Source organism: Paenibacillus sp. FSL L8-0663 (assembly GCF_038008125.1).
Lineage (GTDB): Bacteria > Bacillota > Bacilli > Paenibacillales > Paenibacillaceae > Paenibacillus > Paenibacillus polymyxa_D.
Map to the genome: position 1 here is coordinate 2,675,126 of NZ_JBBOYM010000001.1, position 21,062 is coordinate 2,696,187.

Here is a 21,062-nt window from a genome sequence, read left to right on the forward strand (position 1 = left end):
CGCAAGTGGAAACTCAAATTCTGCATGGATAAAGGAAAGGTGAACGATTTGGCACAGGTAAATATTAAAGATATCTATCCGCTGTCCCCGATGCAGGAGGGAATGTTGTTTCATTCCATCCTCGACGCAAAATCAGAAGCTTACTTTGAGCAGACCGTTATTACCTTTAATGAAGTGCTGGATGTTCATCTGGTTCAGCAAAGCTTGCAGCAGCTCATGAACCGATATGACATATTCCGTACCATTTTTATGTATAAAGAAACAGAACGTCCGCTTCAAATTGTCCTGGAAGAACGTGATGCGTTGCCTGTTCATTTCGAGAATATCAGTGCTTTTCCCGCAGCTGAGAAAAGGGAGCATTTTACGGCCTTTTTAAAGGCAGAGCGCCAAGCTGGTTTCGATTTGGAAAAAGATGTTCCGATTCGGCTTGCCCTGTTTGAATGGGATGATGAGTCTTCCAGACTTGTCTGGAGTGTTCATCACATTATAATGGATGGTTGGTGCATGGGAACGGTGGCCCAGGAATTTTTTACTATGTATACTTCCCTTCGGTCTGGAGTGCCTGCGCAATTGGATACGGTATATCCGTACAGCAGTTTTATTCAGTGGCTGGAGCAACAGGACAAGGAAGAAGCGACAGCCTATTGGCAGGGGTATTTAAATGGGCTGGAAAATGAAACGATTTTACCGGGCTATAACCGTCCATTGAATCCAATCTTCGAGGCAGACCGTTACACATGCAAGCTGGGAAAAGAACTAACTCAAGGAATGGAGAGAATATCTAAACACTACCACACGACAGTCAGCACTGTATTTCAAACGGTATGGGGATTATTGCTTCAAATGTACAACAACAGCCGGGATGTTGTGTTCGGGTCTGTAGTATCCGGCAGACCAGATGAAGTTCCGGGAATTGAAAATATGGTTGGATTGTTCATTAACACAATACCAACACGCATAACCAGTTATGCGGACCAGAGTTTTTCGAATCTGCTTATATCTGTGCAGAACTCCCACATCGAGTCTGCTCAGTACTCTTATTCTTCCCTAGCAGATATTCAGAATCACACGGATTTGAAACAAAATTTAGTCCGTCATATTGTTGTTTTTGAGAACTATCCTTATTCAGAGGAGCTTATTCATGCGGAAAAAGGGCCTGATACACTTCAGGTTACCGACGTAGAGGATATTGTACAGACCAACTATGATTTTAATGTGATTGTCGTTCCTGGATCACAGTATGAAGTTACATTTAGTTACAATCGTCTGGTTTACGATGAAAATTGGATTAAGCTAATTGCAGCTCATCTTAAACGGGGACTGGAGCAGATTGTTCAACAGCCGGATCTACTGATTTCCGATTTGGAATTTCTGACGACAGAAGAGAAAAGTCAGGTTTTATCCGAATTTAGCGGAGTACAGATCTCATATCCTTCTAGTGATACCATCCATCTTTGTTTTGAAAAACAAGTAGAAAAGACACCGAAGACAACAGCAGTTGTCTGTGAGAACTCCAGTCTGACTTATGCTGAGCTGAATGAACGTGCTAACCGATTGGCTCGTACCCTGCGTAGTTACGGCACCACAACTGATCGGCTGGTTGGACTCATGACTGATCGTTCTATAGATATGGTGGTCGGCATCCTCGCTATTCTTAAAGCAGGAGGGGCATATGTACCCATTGATCCGTCATATCCAGAGGAACGTATCCGTTATATATTGGATGATTCCGGTGCAGACCTGCTTTTGACGCAAAGCCATCTTGTGGAAAAGGTCAAAGAGGCCGCCTTTGGAGGAAAAGTCCTAGTATTGGATGAAGATCCAACTGTGTATCACATGGAAGGATCAAATCTAGAGGCCGTATCAGGAGCGAATGATTTAGCCTACGTCATATATACTTCAGGTACGACAGGACAGCCTAAAGGTGTAATGCTGGAGCACCATGGATTGTGTAACCTAAAAACGTATTTTGATGAAACATTGCAGATAAGTCCGTCAGATCATGCCCTACTGTTTGCGAGCTACGCATTCGATGCTGCTTGCTGGGAAATATTTCAGGCGCTATTTTGTGGCGCGACACTTTACGTGCCTACTTCGGAAATCATACTGAACTACAACCAGTTTGAACAGTATATGGCGGATCATAAAATTACGGTGGCTGCATTACCTCCTACCTATGCCGTGTATCTAAATCCAGAACGAATGCCGGATCTGCGTATTCTGTTCACCGCTGGTTCGGCTTCCTCGATGGAGCTCGTAACCAAATGGAAGGATCAGGTCACCTATTTTAATGGCTATGGACCGACAGAAAACTCGGTAGCAACGTCCATTTGGCCAGTGTCGGAACACCCCGGAGCAATCGATACCGTTTCCATAGGACGTCCCGTGCCCAACCACCGGGTGTACATGATCGATGCTTTTGGTCATCTTTTACCTGCTGGAATAGCAGGAGAGTTATGTGTATCCGGCCCAGGATTGGCTCGCGGTTATCTGCACCGCCCGGATTTAACGGCTGAACAATTTGTGAACAATCCGTTTGCAGGCGGGGAAGCGGGCTATGAACGCATGTATCGGACAGGCGACCTGGCAAGATGGATGCCGGACGGCAACATTGAGTACCTAGGCCGGATCGACCAGCAGGTCAAAATTCGCGGTTACCGGATTGAACTGGGCGAAGTTGAGGCGGCTATGCTGAAGGCAGATCGCATGCAAGAGGTCATCGTACTGGCACATGCAAACCGCCAAAACCAACACGAGCTGGTTGCCTACTACGTGGCGGAACGCGAAGTGACGGGGAGCGAGCTTCGCAAGCAGCTGAGTGAAGAACTCCCGAATTATATGGTTCCCTCTCACTTTGTTCAGATGGAGCAAATGCCGCTCACACCCAACGGCAAAATCGACCGTAAGGCATTGCCTGCACCAGAACAGATTTCCCGTTCCACGCAGGAATATAGGGCTCCGCGGACAGCAGCGGAGCAGGCTCTGGCTAGTGTATGGGAGGCTGTGCTGGGCGGCGGTCCGGTCGGATTGACGGATCAATTTTTTGATCGGGGCGGGGACTCGATCAAGGCGATTCAGGTATCCTCACGCTTGCTGCAGGCAGGATACAAGCTGGATATCAAAGAGTTGTTTAAGTACCCTGAGGTTGCTGAGCTAGCTACGCACCTGCGTGTGTCGGATACCCAATTAGCTGATCAGGAAGAGGTTAGCGGAGCTGTGCTGCTGACGCCGATTCAGCAGTGGTTTGTGGAGCAAGGACAGCCTGTGCCGGACCACTTTAATCAGGCGGTTATGCTTCACCGGGAGCAGGGATTCGAGGAAGAGCCGCTACGTCAGGCATTGACGCAGTTGGGGGTGTATCATGATGCGTTGCGGATGGTGTTCCGCAAGGCGGAGCAAGGCTGGGAAGCGTGGAACCGCAGAGCGGAGGAAGGGGCGCTGTATGATCTGGAAGTGGCCGATTTCAAAGACGTGCCGATCGGTCCCGTATTGGGTCAAGTTATAGAAGCCCGGGCCAGTACTATTCAGAGTAGCATCCGACTGGATGAAGGACCTCTGCTGAAAGTGGGCCTGTTCCACTGCGCTGATGGGGACCATCTGCTACTGGCTATTCATCATATGGTGGTAGACGGCGTATCGTGGCGGATACTACTGGAGGATTTGTCGAATGCCTATGAGCAGGCTGTACGTGGAGAAGTCATACAGCTCCCGGCCAAAACAGACTCTTTTCGGGTCTGGTCGGAACGGTTGTCAGCCTATGCCGACAGTCCTGAGATGGAAAGTGAGTACGCATACTGGGAGCAATTGAATGAATTGGAAGTATACGAGTCTTTAAGGCTTACAGAATTGCTGGATTCTAAAAAACCATTGACCATAAATAACACAGCTACTTTGAGCTTGAAATTCACGAAAGAAGAGACTGATCAACTGCTAAAGCAGGCCCATCGCGCGTACAACACAGAAGTGAACGATCTGCTGCTGACGGCGCTCGGCATGACGTTAAGCACTTGGACTGGCAGTGAGCAGGTTGCAATTCTTCTGGAAGGCCATGGCCGTGAAGATATCATGAAGGATACGGATATTTCACGAACAGTTGGCTGGTTCACGAGCCAATATCCGGTACTGCTGCGGATTAACGGGAAAGATCATATATCCGGACACATCAAACGGATGAAGGAGATGTTGCGCAGCATTCCACATAAAGGAATTGGGTACGGCATTTGGAGATATCTCAGTCAGAACGTAGTATCTAGAGGGGCATACGCCGAGCCACAGATTAGCTTTAATTATTTGGGCGAATTTGATCAGACGCTGCGGCACAGCGAAACGCGCATGTCACCGTACTCCAGTGGAGCAGATGTTAACGAACAGACGAGAATGCCGTGTTCCCTGGATGTGGGGGGCATTGTAACGGATGAAATGCTTGAGTTGGATATTCGTTATAACACAAAAGTATTACAGGAAGATAATGTAATGAAACTAGCCAGGGGACTCAAGCAGAACGTGCTGGAAGTGATCCGCCACTGTATATCACGGGAGCGTTCTGAATTGACGCCGAGTGATGTGCTGCTTCCGGGTCTAAGCCTGGAAACATTAGACCGGATGGTGGAGCAGATTCAGCCTGACGGAGAGCTTGAGAATATATACCCTATGACGCCGATGCAAAAAGGCATGCTGTTTCACAACATGCTGGATTCCCAGTCGAGCGCCTATGTAGAGCAGTCCACCTTTGAACTGAAGGGAACGCTGGATCTCGCTGCATTCTCTGCCAGTCTGGACTTGCTGGTACAGCGTCATTCAGCACTGCGAACCAACTTCCGGAGCGATTTGCAGGACGAGCCGCTGCAAGTGGTGTACCGGAATAAACGCGGAGAGCTGTACGTAGAGGATATACGTGAGAAGGAGAAGGTGGCGCAGGAGCAATATATCGAGGAATTTGCGCGTCGGGATAAGCAGAAGGGGTTTGATCTGGCAAAGGATACGCTGATGCGGGTATCCATCTTGCGTACATCAGACGATGCATACCATTTTGTATGGAGCTTCCACCACATCATTATGGATGGTTGGTGCTTGTCACTGGTCACCAATGAGGTCTTTGAAGGATATACCGCCCTTACAGAAGGGAAGCCACCGCAATTACCTGTGGTAACACCATATAGCCGATACATCGAATGGCTAGAGGGGCAGAACCGTCAGGAAGCAGCGGAGTATTGGAACGGTTACCTGCAGGGCCATGAGGAGACTACAGTTTTGCCCCAGGCCAAAACAGGGAAAGCGAAGGGATATGAGGCTGAATATCTGGAATTTGATTTAGGTATAGACCTGACGGCGCAACTTCAGCAGCTGGCAAAGCAGGAACAGGTGACGATAAATACGCTGATGCAAACAGCCTGGGGTGTGTTGCTGCAAAAGTATAATCGCACAGAGGATGTTGTTTTCGGTAGTGTGGTATCGGGACGTCCAGCAGACATTGCCGGAGTAGAGCAAATGATCGGACTTTTCATTAATACCATCCCAGTCCGTGTTCAAGGTAAACCAACAACTGCATTTACTGAATTAATGAAGGAAACTCAGCGACAGGCGCTTTCTGCCAATGCCTATGACACGTTCCCGCTGTATGAAATTCAGGCACTGACCGAGCAGAAGCAGGATCTAATCAAGCACATTATGATATTCGAAAATTATCCGGTGGAGCAGCAGGTAGAGCAGCTGGGAAGTGATGGGCAGAATGCATTCACAATTTTAAACGCGGTGGCTACAGAGCAAACCAACTACGATCTGAACGTCGTCGTGATGCCGGGAAAAGGCATAAATATTCGTTTTATGTATAACGCATTGAACTTTGATCAAACCGGCATTGAGCGTCTGCATGGTCATTTTGCTCGTCTGCTGGAGCAAATTTCGTTCAACCCGCATGTTTGCGTTGAAGAACTGGAATTGGTGACAACGGCGGAAAGACAACAGATTACAGGCGAGTTTAACGACACGGCTTCTGTATATCCGCGCAATCAGACGATCCAAAAGCTGTTTGAGGAGCAGGCTGCGCGTACGCCTGATCATATTGCTGTAGCTTTGGGGCATCAATCTCTAACCTATCGGGAACTGAATGAGAAGGCTAACCGAATAGCGCATACACTACAGACTGCTGGAGTGAAGGCCAATGAGCCTGTCGGCATTCTAACGGAGCGTTCGTTGGATATGATTAGCGGAACGTTGGCTATTTTGAAGGCTGGAGGCGCGTATGTGCCGATAGATCCTCAATATCCGGAGGACCGTATCCGCTATATGCTGGAGGACTCGGGAGCCAAACTGCTGCTGACTCAACAAGATTTACTGGAACGTTGCTATTTTGATGGACAGATTGTCAATCTGAATGATGATACGTCCTACAGTCCGGATACTTCCAATTTGGGAATAGATGGATCAGGCGAACATGCTGCTTATGTCATCTATACCTCGGGATCAACAGGCAAGCCTAAGGGCGTCGTTGTTGAGCATCAAAGTGTCGTGCGCTTGGTGCGTAATACGGATTATGTGCCGTTCGATGAATCGATCCGAATGTTGCAGACTTGCGCGTTTGTATTTGATGTGTCTACGTTTGAAATTTGGGGGGCGCTACTGAACGGCGGTGAGCTTGTACTCGTGCATAAGGATAATCTTTTGGACGTAGATAAGCTCAAGGAGACCATACGGGACCATCGCATTACTATGATGTGGCTGACTACACCGCTATTTAATCAGCTTTCGCAGCAGGACAGTAAATTGTTCGGAGATGTGAAGTATTTGCTGGTCGGAGGTGATGTGCTGTCTGCACCGCATATCAACCGGGTGCTGCGTGATAATCCGGACATGAATATCATTAACGGCTATGGACCAACGGAAAATACTACTTTTTCGACGACTTATCATATTAAGGAAGAACAGCTTGATTCTGTGCCGATCGGGCGTCCTATCCGCAATTCGACGGCGTATGTGGTCGATTCGGCGTTTAACCTGCAGCCGATTGGAGCATGGGGTGAGCTGGTTGTTGGCGGAGACGGAGTCGCACGCGGTTACCTGAACCGTCCTGATTTGACGGCTGAGAGATTCCTTGCCAATCCGTGGGTGGACGGAGATCGCCTGTACTGCACGGGAGACCTTGTTCGCTGGCGTGAAGACGGTACATTAGAATACGCTGGACGGATGGATCAACAAGTTAAAATTCGCGGCTACCGAATTGAGCTGGGCGAGGTCGAGTCGGCTATGCTGAAGGCAGATCGCATGCAAGAGGTCATCGTACTGGCACATGCAAACAGCCAAAACCAACACGAACTGGTTGCCTATTATGTGGCAGAACGGGAAGTGACGGGGAGTGAGCTTCGCAAGCTGCTGAGTGAAGAACTCCCGAATTATATGGTTCCCTCGTACTTTGTTCAGATGCAGCAAATGCCGCTCACACCCAACGGTAAAATTGACCGTAAGGCATTGCCGGCACCGGAGCAGATTTCCCGCTCCACGCAGGAATATAGGGCTCCGCAGACAGCAGCGGAGCAGGCTCTGGCCAGTGTATGGGAGGCTGTGCTGGGCGGCGGTCCGGTCGGACTGACGGATCAATTTTTTGATCGGGGCGGGGACTCGATCAAGGCGATTCAGGTATCCTCACGCCTACTGCAGGCAGGATACAAGTTGGATATCAAAGACTTGTTTAAGTATCCTGAGGTTGCTGAGCTAGCGACGCATCTGCGTGTGTCGGATAGCCAATTAGCTGATCAGGAAGAGGTCAGCGGAGCCGTGGTGCTGACACCGATTCAGGAGTGGTTTGTGGAGCAAGGGCAGCCTGTGCCGGACCACTTTAATCAGGCAGTTATGCTTCAGCGGGAGCAAGGATTCGAGGAAGAGTCGCTACGCCAGGCATTGACGCAGTTGGTGGTGCACCATGATGCGTTGCGGATGGTGTTCCGCCAGACGGATCAAGGCTGGAAAGCGTGGAACCGCGGAGTGAAGGAAGGGAAGCTGTATGATCTAGAAGTGGTCGAGTTCAAAGACGTGCCAATCGGTCCCACATTGGGTCAAGCTATAGAAGCCAGTGCCAACACTATTCAGAGTAGCATCCGACTGGATGAAGGACCTTTGCTGAAAGTGGGTCTGTTCCACTGCGCTGATGGGGACCATCTGCTACTGGCTATTCATCATATGGTGGTAGATGGCGTATCGTGGCGGGTACTGTTGGAAGATTTGTCGAATGCCTATGAGCAGGCTGTACGTGGAGAAGTCATACAGCTCCCGGCCAAAACAGACTCCTTCCGGGTGTGGTCGGAGCGGTTGTCAGCCTATGCCGACAGCCCTGAGATGGAAAGTGAGCACGCATACTGGAAGCAAGTGAACGAATCGGCGGCATACGATTCGTCCCAACTTCCAGCGTCCCAAGAGCATAGTGGTAGGTCTATGCAGCAAGACATGGGTATCGTAAATGTGAGGCTTACGAAGGAAGAGACTGATCAACTACTGAAGCAAGCCCACCGCGCGTACAACACAGAAGTGAATGATCTGTTGTTGACGGCACTCGGCAAGACGCTAAGCGCTTGGACTGGCAGTGAGCAGGTTGCGATTCTTCTCGAAGGCCATGGCCGGGAAGATATCATGAAGGATACGGATATATCACGAACGGTCGGCTGGTTTACAAGCCAATACCCAGTGCTACTGCGGATTAACCAGGAAGAAGATATCTCCGGGCACATTAAACGGATGAAGGAGATGCTGCGCAACATTCCACATAAAGGAATTGGATACGGCATCTGGAGATATCTCAGCCAGAATGGACCGTCCCGGGCAACATATGCCGAGCCACAGATCAGCTTTAATTATTTAGGCGAATTTGATCAGACATTGCAGCATAGCGGCATGCATTTTTCTCCATATTCCAGCGGAGCTAATACTCATGAACTGACCCAAATGTCCTGTATTATGGACGTGGGAGGACTCGTTACAGATGGCATGCTGGAACTAAGCATTCAATACAACAATAAGGCACTCCAACAAAATACTGCCGAGCAACTAGCAGAGCAATTCAAGCAGAACGTGCTGGAAGTGATTCAGCATTGTGCATCTCGGGAGCACTCCGAATTGACGCCGAGTGATGTGCTGCTTCCGGGTCTAAGCCTGGAAACATTAGACCGGATGATGGAGCAAATTCAGCCTGACGGAGAGCTTGAGAATATATACCCTATGACGCCGATGCAAAAAGGCATGCTGTTTCACAACATGCTGGATTTCCAATCGAGCGCCTATGTGGAGCAGTCCACCTTTGAACTAAAGGGAACGCTGGATCTCACTGCATTCGCTGCCAGTCTGGACTTGCTGGTAAAGCGTCATTCAGCACTTCGGACCAACTTCCGGAGCGATTTGCAGGACCAGCCGTTGCAAGTGGTGTACCGGAATAAACGCGGAGAACTGTACGTAGAGGATATACGTGAGAAGGAGAAGACGGCGCAAGAGCAGTATATTGAGGAGTTCACGCGTCGAGATCAGCAGAGAGGCTTTGATCTGGCAAAGGATGCACTGATGCGTGTATCTATCTTGCGTACATCAGACGATTCATACCATTTTGTATGGAGTTTCCACCACATCATAATGGACGGCTGGTGCTTGTCACTGGTCACCAATGAGGTCTTTGGAGGATATACCGCTCTTACAGAGGGGAAGCCACCGCAATTGCCGGTGGTAACACCATACAGTCGATACATCGAATGGCTGGAGGGGCAGAACCGTCAGGAAGCAGCGGAGTATTGGAGCGGTTACCTGTGGGGCTATGAGGAAACGGCGGTCTTGCCGCAGGCCAAAACAGGGAAGACCCAGGGATATGAGGCCGAATATCTGGAATTTGATTTAGGTATAGACCTGACAAGGGCCTTGCTGCAACTAGCAAAGCAAGAACAGGTAACGATAAATACGCTGCTGCAAACGGCCTGGGGTGTTTTATTACAAAAGTATAATCGCACAGAGGATGTTGTTTTCGGGAGCGTGGTTTCTGGACGCCCAGCGGACATTGCCGGAGTAGAGCAGATGATTGGACTATTCATTAACACGGTCCCCGTCCGTATTCAAGGCGGACAAGCAACTGCATTTACAGAGCTGATGAAGCAAACTCAGCGACAGGCGCTTGCTTCGGGAACATACGAAACGTTCCCACTCTATGAGATTCAGGCACAGGCAGAGCAAAAAGTGGAACTGATTAATCATATTATGGTATTTGAGAACTATCCGGTGGATGAACAAATTGAGCAATTAGGTGAAAGAGAGGAAGCTGATTTTAAAATAACCGGAGCAGGAGCGGTTGAGCAGACGAATTATGATTTTAACATCGTGGTGTTACCGGGAGAGACGCTACGAGTTCATTTTGGTTACAATGCCCAGGTATATGACTATGAAAGGGTAGAACAGATCCGGGGGCATTTGCTGCAACTGCTGGAGCAAATCAAGATCAATCCAGCTGGTCGGATTTGCGAGATGGATATATTAACGCCTCAGGAACGCGAGCAACTGCTGGGTGCTTGGTGTGACACGAAAGCAGCATATCCACGTGAGCAGACGATTCACGGATTGTTTGAGGAACAGGTCAAGCAGACACCGGAGCGGGTAGCGGTATATTTTGAAGGAGCGCAAGTGACCTACCGTGAATTAAATGAGCGAGCGAACCATCTGGCGCGTACTTTACGCAGTAATGGTGTGATGGCAGACGGCCTAGTCGGTCTGATGACAGAGCGATCAATTGACATGATTGTCGGCATCTTGGGTATTTTGAAGGCAGGGGGCGCCTACATTCCGATCGATCCGACTTATCCGGAGAACCGCATCCGTTATATGCTGGACGATTCAGGTACGGAACTGCTGTTAACGCAGCAGCATTTGGTTGAAAAAGTGGAATTTAGGGGCAAGGTACTGCTGCTGGATGCAGAAATGGACGAAGCCACTGCGGATGCAAGTACGGCTGAAGCAAAAGGAGAACCCGTGTCCGTATATCACAGGGATGGTACGAATTTGGACGCTATATCCGGTCCTCATAACCTAGCGTATGTGATTTATACGTCTGGAACGACTGGTCAGCCTAAGGGAGTAATGCTCGAGCATCGTGGACTCTGCAATCTGCATACGTATTTCAGGGAGACATTGCGGATCAGCAGTTCCGACCGTGTTGTATCGTTCGCCAGTTTTTCCTTTGATGCGGCATGCTGGGAAATGCTTCAGGCGCTCTTCAACGGGGCCACTTTATGTATCCCGACATCAGAAACCATTCTCAGCTATGACAAGTTTGAGCAGTATATGGCGGATCATCACATTACAATTGCAACGCTGCCCCCAACCTATGCCATATACTTGAGCCCTGAACGAATGCCAGAACTACGCATCCTGTTTACGGCCGGATCGGCGACCAGCACTGAGCTAGTCAGCAAATGGAGAGACTGTGTGACCTATGTTAACGCCTACGGTCCAACGGAAAATTCCATAGCAACCTCTGTCTGGCCAGTACCAGGAGACTCCGAAGCAGGGGTATCCGTCTCAATCGGACGTCCTGTACCAAATCACCGCGTGTATATGGTCGATGCACATGGGCAACTTGCACCGACAGGAATCCCAGGTGAACTGTGTGTATCCGGCCCAGGACTGGCACGCGGATACCTGCACCGTCCGGAATTAACGGCTGAACAATTTGTGACCAATCCGTTTACAGGTGGGGAAGCGGGCTATGAACGCATGTATCGGACAGGCGACCTGGCAAGATGGTTGCCTGATGGCAACATTGAGTATCTGGGTCGGATTGACCATCAGGTCAAAATTCGCGGTTACCGGATTGAACTGGGCGAAGTTGAGGCGGCTATGCTGAAGGCAGATCGCATGCAAGAGGTCATCGTACTGGCACATGCGAATAGCCAAAACCAACACGAACTCGTTGCCTATTATGTGGCGGAACGGGAAGTGACGGGGAGCGGGCTTCGCAAGATGTTAAATGAAGAACTCCCGAATTATATGGTCCCTTCACATTTCATTCAGTTGCAGAACGTACCTCTTACACCAAACGGTAAAATTGACCGTAAGGCGCTGCCGATACCAGAAGGTCGTTTGGCCGACCATGTTGCACCGCGAACATGGATGGAAATAAAATTGGCAGATATCTGGCAGGATGTACTGGATCTACCGCAAGTAGGCATCAACGAAAATTTCTTTGAAATTGGTGGTCATTCGCTGCGGGCGACGACACTGACTTCTAGAGTTCGCAAAGATTTAAACAAACCTATGGATTTGCAAAACATATTTGAGGCACCGACGATCGAGCAATTGGCGGTCTTGCTTGAAGAACAGGATCAAATCACATATGCATCCATTCCGGTGGCGGAAGAACGTGACATTTACCCGCTTTCTTTCGCACAGACACGGATGTATGTGCTTCACCAGCTGGACCCGGAAGGGATAAGCTATAACACCACATCAGCACTGAGAGTAATTGGTCTGATAGATGTGAACCAGGTGGAAGAGGTATTCCGTCAATTAATTTCACGTCATGCGTCCCTCCGGACAAGCTTTGAGCTGGTAAATGGTGTGCCGATGCAGCGGGTGCACGATACGATTCACTTTGAGTTGGAATATGCCACAATATCAGAACTGCGGACAGAATCCAATGAACTTATGCTTGAAAATTTAGCAAAAGAACATGCCCGTTCCTTTGTGCGCTCATTTGACTTGAGGATCGCTCCGTTGCTACGTGTAAAGCTGGTCAAATTGGGATTGGACGAAGAAGGACAGGAGCCGCAGCACTTATTGATGCTTGATATGCACCACATCGTTTCAGACGGGGTATCCATTGAAATATTAGCTGGTGATTTTGCCCGCTTATATAGCGGTGAAGTATTATCTCCGCTGCGTATTCAATATACGGACTATACTGTGTGGCAGCATAGCAAAACTCAGCAGGAGCGAATAAAGAGTCAGGGAGAGTACTGGCTGAATAGATTTAGTGGTGATTTGCCTCAACTGGATTTGCCAACTGATTTTGAGCGTCCGGTAACACGATGTACGAAAGGTGACGCTGTTGAATTTGTAATGGGACAGGAATTGACTCAGTGTTTAAAAGAACTGGCGGTGCATACGGATTCTACGCTGTACATGGTACTTATGGCTGCATACACAGCATTGCTGCATTATTACACAGGGCAGGAAGACATCATTGTCGGTACTCCGATTGCAGGTAGACCGCATGCTGACCTGGAGCCTATGCTCGGTATGTTTGTCGGCACGCTCGCATTACGCAATCATCCTCACGCTGAACAGACGTTTTATAACTGCATTGAGGACGCCAAGACGTGTGCACTGCAAGCATATGCGCATCAGGATTATCCGTTTGAGGAGCTGGTGGAAAAGCTCGACCTGAAACGAGATATGAGCCGTAATCCGTTGTTCGACACGATGTTTGTATTGCAGAATGTGGAGAAAAAGGAAGTGAAGTTGGACAAGTTGTTCTTCCGCTCTTTTGGGATAGAGCAGGTTTCTGCGAAATTCGACCTGACGCTTGAAGTCAGTGAGGAGGAAGCATCTATTCAGCTCCAATTTCTGTACGCTACATCTTTGTTTAAACGGGAAACGGTAGAAAGCATGGCAAGGCATTTTGTACAGTTGGTTAAAACCGTTGTAGCCAATCCCAATACTAAGCTGGGCGAATTGACGCTGATTTCGGAAGAAGATAAAGGGATTCTAAAAAAACATAGGGACACCCTAAAGGCTTCTCGCTACTGGAGTACTCTGCTCAAGGGTTATGAAGAAGCACCTCAATTGCCATATGCCAATCTGATGGGGCGCAGTCCATATCAGACAGAGCATCTGGAGATTAATTTGGATGTTGAACGAACGGTGGCACTGCAGCGAATTGCACTGAATGAGCAGGTGACGACAAATACGCTGCTGCAGACAGCCTGGGGAATTTTATTGCAAAAGTATAACGGTACAGATGATGTGGTGTTCGCTTGCTCCATATCAAGTCCTTTGACAGATATATTGGAATCGAAGCATTCAATTGGACTGGGTAACCACACCTTACCCGTTCGTATTCAAACCGAAGCAGGAGCTAACTTTATCGGGTTAATGAGAAATGTGCAGCAGCAAACCGATGAATCTGCGGTATATGAACATTTGCCAATGTCTGAAATGGTTACAACGAACGTGCAACAACTGGCACTTTTTGGCCATAGAATGGTCTTTGAGACTACTTTGGAAGAGGCCAATACTGAGCAAGAAAGCTACGATTTAAGCATCATAGTAATTCAGGGAGATACGCTACGAATTGATTTTGCCTACAATGCCCAGGTATTTAATCATCAGAGTGTGTCGCAGATTCAAGGACATTTACTGCAGTTGCTGGATCAAATTATAGCGAATCCGGATAGTTTAATTGAGTCAATGGATCTGTTGACTAAGCAGGAACGGGAGCACATCATCCAGGTGTGGGGAAATACCACGGCAGAATATTCGCGTGAACAAACAATTCACGGACTGTTCGAGGAACAGGTTTTGCAGACTTCGGATCAGACAGCGGTATATTTTGAAGGTCAACAATTGACCTACCATGAATTGAACGAGCGCGCAAACCGTCTGGCCCGTACTTTACGCAGCTATGGTGTGAAAGCCGATAGTCTGGTTAGTCTGATGACAGAGCGTTCCGTAGATATGATTGTGGGCATATTGGGAATTTTGAAGGCGGGGGGAGCATATATCCCGATAGACCCAACCTATCCGGAGGAACGCATCCGCTACATGCTGGACGACTCAGATACGGAACTGTTGTTAACGCAACAGCACCTGACGGAAAAGGTGCTGTTTGGAGGCAAGGTGCTGGTGCTTGACGATGAACAGGACGGAGTCGCTTCCGATACAAGAAAAGAGGATGTACGAGGGGAAATGCTGTCCGTATATCATCAGAACGGTTCGAATCTGGAGGCTGTATCTGGTCCAAACGATCTGGCATATGTCATCTATACGTCCGGGACGACGGGTCAGCCTAAGGGAGTAATGCTTGAGCATCGCGGTCTTAGTAATCTTAAAACCTACTTCGAGCAAAAGTTGAGTATTGGCTTGTCCGATCGGGTGGTCATGTTTGCCAGTTACTCGTTTGATACGTCATGCTCGGAAATAATCCAGTCTTTACTATGTGGAGCGATATTGTATATACCTTCCTCCGAGACTATTTTGAATTATGAACGTTTCGAGCAATACATGGCTGCCTGCAGAATTACAATTGCAACGCTGCCGCCAAACTATGCTGTATACCTGAACCCGGATCGCATGCCTGATTTGCGTGTTCTGCTCACAGCAGGATCGGCCTCTACCGCAGAACTGGTGTCCAAATGGAAGGACCGGGTGGCTTATTACAATGCGTATGGTCCTACCGAAAATTCCGTTGCAACGTCTCTTTGGCCGGTATCGGAAGAAAATTCTGAGCTAGGTGGAATCATATCCATCGGACGGCCAGTATCTAATCACCGCGTGTATATGGTAGACACACACGGAAATCTTTCACCTGCAGGAGTCCCTGGTGAGCTGTGTGTATCCGGCCCAGGGCTGGCACGCGGCTATCTGCACCGTCCAGAGCTGACAAAAGAAAAATTCGTAGCCAATCTGTTTGCAGCAGAGGAAGTTGGCTATGAGCGAATGTACCGTACAGGTGACTTGGCACGATGGTTGCCAGATGGGAACATTGAATATTTGGGTAGGATTGACCATCAGGTCAAAATCCGCGGGTATCGGATTGAGCTCGGTGAGATTGAAGCGCAAATTATCAAGGTGGACGGTATTAAAGAATCCATTGTCATAGCTCGTGCAGATCAGCAGGGAGACTACCATTTGGCTGCTTACTACGTAGCTGAAAAAGAAATCAGCGGCAGTATGATGTTGAATTTGCTGAATGAAAAATTGCCGAACTATATGATACCGTCGTATTTTATACAGCTGCAGAACATGCCGCTGACACCGAACGGAAAAATTGATCGAAAGGCACTGCCAGCATTCGAGGAACATGCTGATTTGACTGCAGAATATGCAGCGCCGCGCACTGCCATGGAGGTGAAGTTAGCACAAATCTGGAGAGAGGTACTCGGCGTTCCGTCCGTTGGGATTCATCATAATTTCTTTGCCATTGGCGGACATTCACTTCGTGCGACTGCGTTGGCCGCAAAAATTCACAAAGAACTGAATATTGAGCTACCGTTGCGTTATGTATTTGACTTTCCAACAATTGAGCAAATGGCGCAGGCTGTTCATGAATTGTCTCCCAATCCATTTGCAGCGATTCCTGTTGCCGAATTGAGAGACAGTTATCCAGCATCTATAACTCAAAATAGACTATACGTTTTGAGCAGCATGAATAACTACAATATGTCTGCCATGCTTTTGATGGAAGGAGAACTGAATTTTTTAAGATTAGAAAGAGCGCTTAAGCAATTAATTCAGCGTCATGATACATTGCGAACCTCTTTTGAATTCGTAGATGATAAATTGGTACAACGGATTCACGACCATGTCGATTTCAATTTGGAGGTTATGCAGGGACATGGCGAGAACGAAGCAAGAGCAATGATGAGACAATTTATCAGACCTTTTGATCTTGGGAAGGCACCGTTACTTCGAGCTGCTCTGTTACAAGAATCTCCACAGCGCCATTGGTTTATGTTTGACATGCATCATGTGATTTCAGATGGTGTATCCATGAGTATATTGCTGAACGAGCTGCCCGCACTATATGAAGAAAAAACGTTGCCGGCCTTGCGAATTCAATACAAGGATTATGCGGTATGGCAGCAAGGAGACATTGGTAGCTCATGGATGGAAAAACAAGAAGAATACTGGCTTAAGCAAATGAGCGGCGACATTCCGATTTTGGGTATCCCAGTCGACTTTGAAAGACCTGCAACACGTAGCACTTCGGGCAGCACCGTTTCCTTTGCCATTTCACCTCAGGACGTGAGTGGTTTGAAACAAATCAGTTTGCAGGCGGGAGCTACTTTATTTATGGTGTTACTGGCGGCATACAAGACCCTATTGTTCAAGTACAGCGGTCAGGAGGATATCGTTGTTGGAACACCTATTGCAGGTAGACAGCATCATGATTTGCAGTCTGTCGTCGGCATGTTTGTCAACACGCTTGCATTGCGGAGCTTTCCTGAAGGCGATAAGTCATTTAACGAATATGTTCAGGAAGTAAAGGGTCAGGTGCTTGACGCCTTTGAACATCAGGATTATCCGTTTGAATTGCTGGTAGAGAAGCTGAATGTACAGAGGGATCTGAGCCGAAATCCGTTGTTTGATACTCTTTTTGAGCTAGATAACATGGACTCTGGTACGACGGAATTCCAAGACTTGCAAGTTACTCTGTGCCCAGGCGAGCAGAATATAGCAAAATTCGATTTGACACTTACGGCCATGGAAAGCTCTGAAGGTTTGGTTTTCAGCTTCACATATGCCGATAGCCTTTACAAGAGAAGCACGATTAAACGAATGGCCGATCACTTCATCCAGTTGATTAAAGCTGTTGTAGATGAACCACAGACAAAGCTATCTGAAATTGAGATTATTACGCCACAGGAAATCGAAATGATATTAGATGTCTGGGGAAATACCGCGGTGAAATACCCATGTGAAAAAACCATTCATCAATTATTTGAAGAACAGGTAGAGAAGACTCCAGATCAAGTAGCTGTAGTTTTTGGAGATAGCCAGATCACATATAACGAATTAAATGTGCGTGCAAACCAACTGGCTCGCGTGCTAAGAGCAGAGGGAGTCCAGGCAGATCATTTGGTCGGAATGATTATGGAACGCTCTATCGAAATGATTGTAGGGATTTTTGGTATTTTAAAAGCTGGTGGGGGATATGTACCTATCGACCCTGAGTTTCCGCAAGAACGTATGCTCTATATGTTACAAGACAGCCATATTAAGCTTATGATTGCCAAGCCAGAAATGGCCACGAAGGTACCGTCGGATGTGCTGGTCATTTCACCTGATAGTCACAGGCTATCCGCAGAAGACTGTTCCAACTTGGCTGAAGTTTGTGACCCTGGCCATTTGGCTTATGTGATGTATACCTCAGGTACGACGGGCAAACCCAAAGGAGTGATGATTCAACACTCTAATGTTGTTAATATGACAACTGCATTTAGACAACAAGTATATAAGAAATACAACTCGCCAATGCGGATGGCATGGCTATCGCCGTATGTATTTGATGCATCAGTGAAACAAATCTTCCCATGTCTGCTTCTTGGGCATGCGCTTCACGTGGTGCCGAGAGAGATTAGCACCAATGGTCATCGTTTGGCTGACTATTTCAGATCCCAACGGATTGATTTTACTGATGGTACACCGGCACACATGCATATGTTGACGGAAATGCAAGACTCCGTTGCAGACCTGAATGTACAGCATTTTATTTTTGGAGCAGAGGCGCTGCCCGGTCATCTCGTTAAAACATTTTTGAGCACCCGACCCGGATATCGTCCGCAAATAACTAATGTTTATGGTCCTACTGAGTGCTGTGTAGACACAACTGCATACGACATTGACGGGGAAACGATGACAGCTTGGACACATACGGTGCCGATTGGCAAGCCAATGGCTAACCAGCACGTATATATTATGGATATGAATCGGAAGTTGGTTCCGATAGGAATTGCAGGCGAGATCTACATCGGTGGTGATGGAGTAGGGCGAGGTTATATGGGAAATCGTGAGCTGACAGATGAGAAATTTATAGCAGACCCCTTCAAACCAGGAAAACGTATGTACCGCACAGGAGATTTGGCGCGATGGATGGCAGACGGAAATATTGAATATTTAGGCAGGATGGATCATCAGGTAAAAATTCGGGGTTACCGAATTGAACTTGGAGAAGTGGAAGCGCAAATAATGAACCTGCCTGCGATCCGTAAAGCGGTGGTTATTGCTCGTGAGAATGAATCAGGACAAAAAGATTTATGTGCTTATTTTGTGGCTGATAGCGATCTGACCATTAAGGAACTTAAAACAGCGTTGGTTCCAAATCTTCCGATGTACATGCTGCCAAGCTATTTTGTTCAATTGGAGAAGATGCCGTTGACCACTAACGGAAAAATTGATCGTAAATCGCTTCCTGCGCCGGACGGAGACATTCAAACAGGTGTTGAATATGCAGCCCCGCGAAACGGCATGGAACAGCATATGGTAGATATTTGGAAGCAAAATCTGGGTGTCAGTATGGTTGGCATTGATGATAACTATTTTGATTTAGGCGGACACTCGCTAAAAGCCATTCAATTGGTTTCACAGGCTCAGGCTGTTGGCATTGAAATAGGGATTAATCAGGTGTTTCAATATCAGACTATTCGCCAAATATCAGAGTATATGCGAGCAGACACTTCGATGTCGGGTATGTTAACACGTGCTATTGCCGAGGCAATCGACATCATCGAAGAGGCTTATGACGTACATGCTCATTTCCAATCAACAGCTGTTGAAGGGGGAGATCAATTAACTTTGCACATAGATCCTTTCGATTCTATACAAGCAGAGGCCCTGAAGAAAGTTATTTTGGCACGTCTTCATCCTGACCTTCATCCACATCATTTGCTTCCTTTTGAAGCAGCTGCTCAAGTACCTGACTGTGAAAAGCTATACACAGATACGATGGTAGACGATGAAGCTGTGAAGCGGCATGCTGAGGAGTGGCTGGAACATCTGCTGCGGATGAATGACCAATGGAACAGCACGATGCTGGCAGGAGAGCCTTTACAACGCTATGCGCTTGCTCCCGCTCAGTATTATCATTTGGAGCATCCGCAATCCTCAGGAGGTGTCATTCCTTTTGATAGTTACCTGCTGGATGTAGAACGGTTATCTGCAATTATGCAACGCCTGATAGAGCGCCATGAACTCTTTAGAAGTGTGTTGGTCCAAACGGATGTCGGATGGGAATGGGAAATGTTGTCCATGAAGAAGCGCATGGATATTCCAATGATAGATTTATCGAACTACGGTGCAGAGATGCAAAATCGTATACTCTCACATATATTGCCTGCATTCTTTATGAACCCTTATGAAACAACCGGAAACTTGTTATATCGTATTGCGCTTGTTCGCCTCAATTTACGGGATCATTTGCTGCTGCTCCCTTGTTCACATCTCATCTATGATGGCATGAGCGGAGAGGTCGTTAAGAGTGAGTTGTACCGTGCATATGATGACATGAGCAATGTAAAAGGGCAACTAGCAGGAAGCTACCGTGATTATGTGAGTCAGGTCCGCAAAGGACCTCAGGGCATAGGTGATCAAGAGATTGTCGACAAATTTCGCTTGTCCGCATTTGCTGCTGCTTCGGATGCTGTAGTTCTCGCAATTGATGAGCGCAACCATACAACGGGTACAGATGTGACAGTAGAACTTGCAAATTGGAATGACTCCAACGCGGTCGGACACATGTGGGACTTGGCTATATGCCTGGCTAACCGCTTTTTCCGCAGATATTTACAAGTGGACGAGATTCCTATTCTTCTCACTAATTATGGCCGGGCATACGAGGACAAGCAGTATTTTGATATTATAGGTGAATTTATAGACCAAATCCCTGTACTGCTTACAGATGCGGATGAACATGGACATGAGATCAGAAATAGTATGCAGTTGGCCGTATCGCATAATTTGAATTTTCTAAATCTCATATACAATGATGAAATGGCATCGTTGTATCCGCAGTCTAACCAGTATCTGAAGCATAGCCTGAATAAGCTGCCTATTGTGTTCAATTACCTTGGCGAAGCGTCGGATAAATATCAGCTGTTTAAAAATATCGAGCCAGAAGAGAGGGACATCTATCGGGATTCAATCATTTTCTTTACTGTTCAGCATGTGGAGAACGTATTGCAAATCTCGTTAGAACTTCCTTTTGAAGAAAATCCAGAAACCGTTAAAGCGATGTTGGAAACAGAGCTAGCGAACTTACTAGTAACAGACGGAGATGGGATAATGTCCACCTAATCTTCACATTAGACATTAATAACAGGCTCCGAGTT

Annotated in this window: 1 protein-coding gene; it reads left to right on the forward strand. The window is 47.6% G+C overall.

Features of this window, described 5'->3' with window-relative positions; all coding sequences use genetic code 11:
- The first annotated feature begins 24 nt into the window (after positions 1-24).
- On the forward strand, positions 25-21,027 hold the full coding sequence (locus MKY75_RS11850; RefSeq protein ID WP_340885381.1) for a non-ribosomal peptide synthase/polyketide synthase: 21,003 nt from the start codon (positions 25-27) through the stop codon (positions 21,025-21,027).
- Positions 21,028-21,062: the final 35 nt, after the last annotated feature.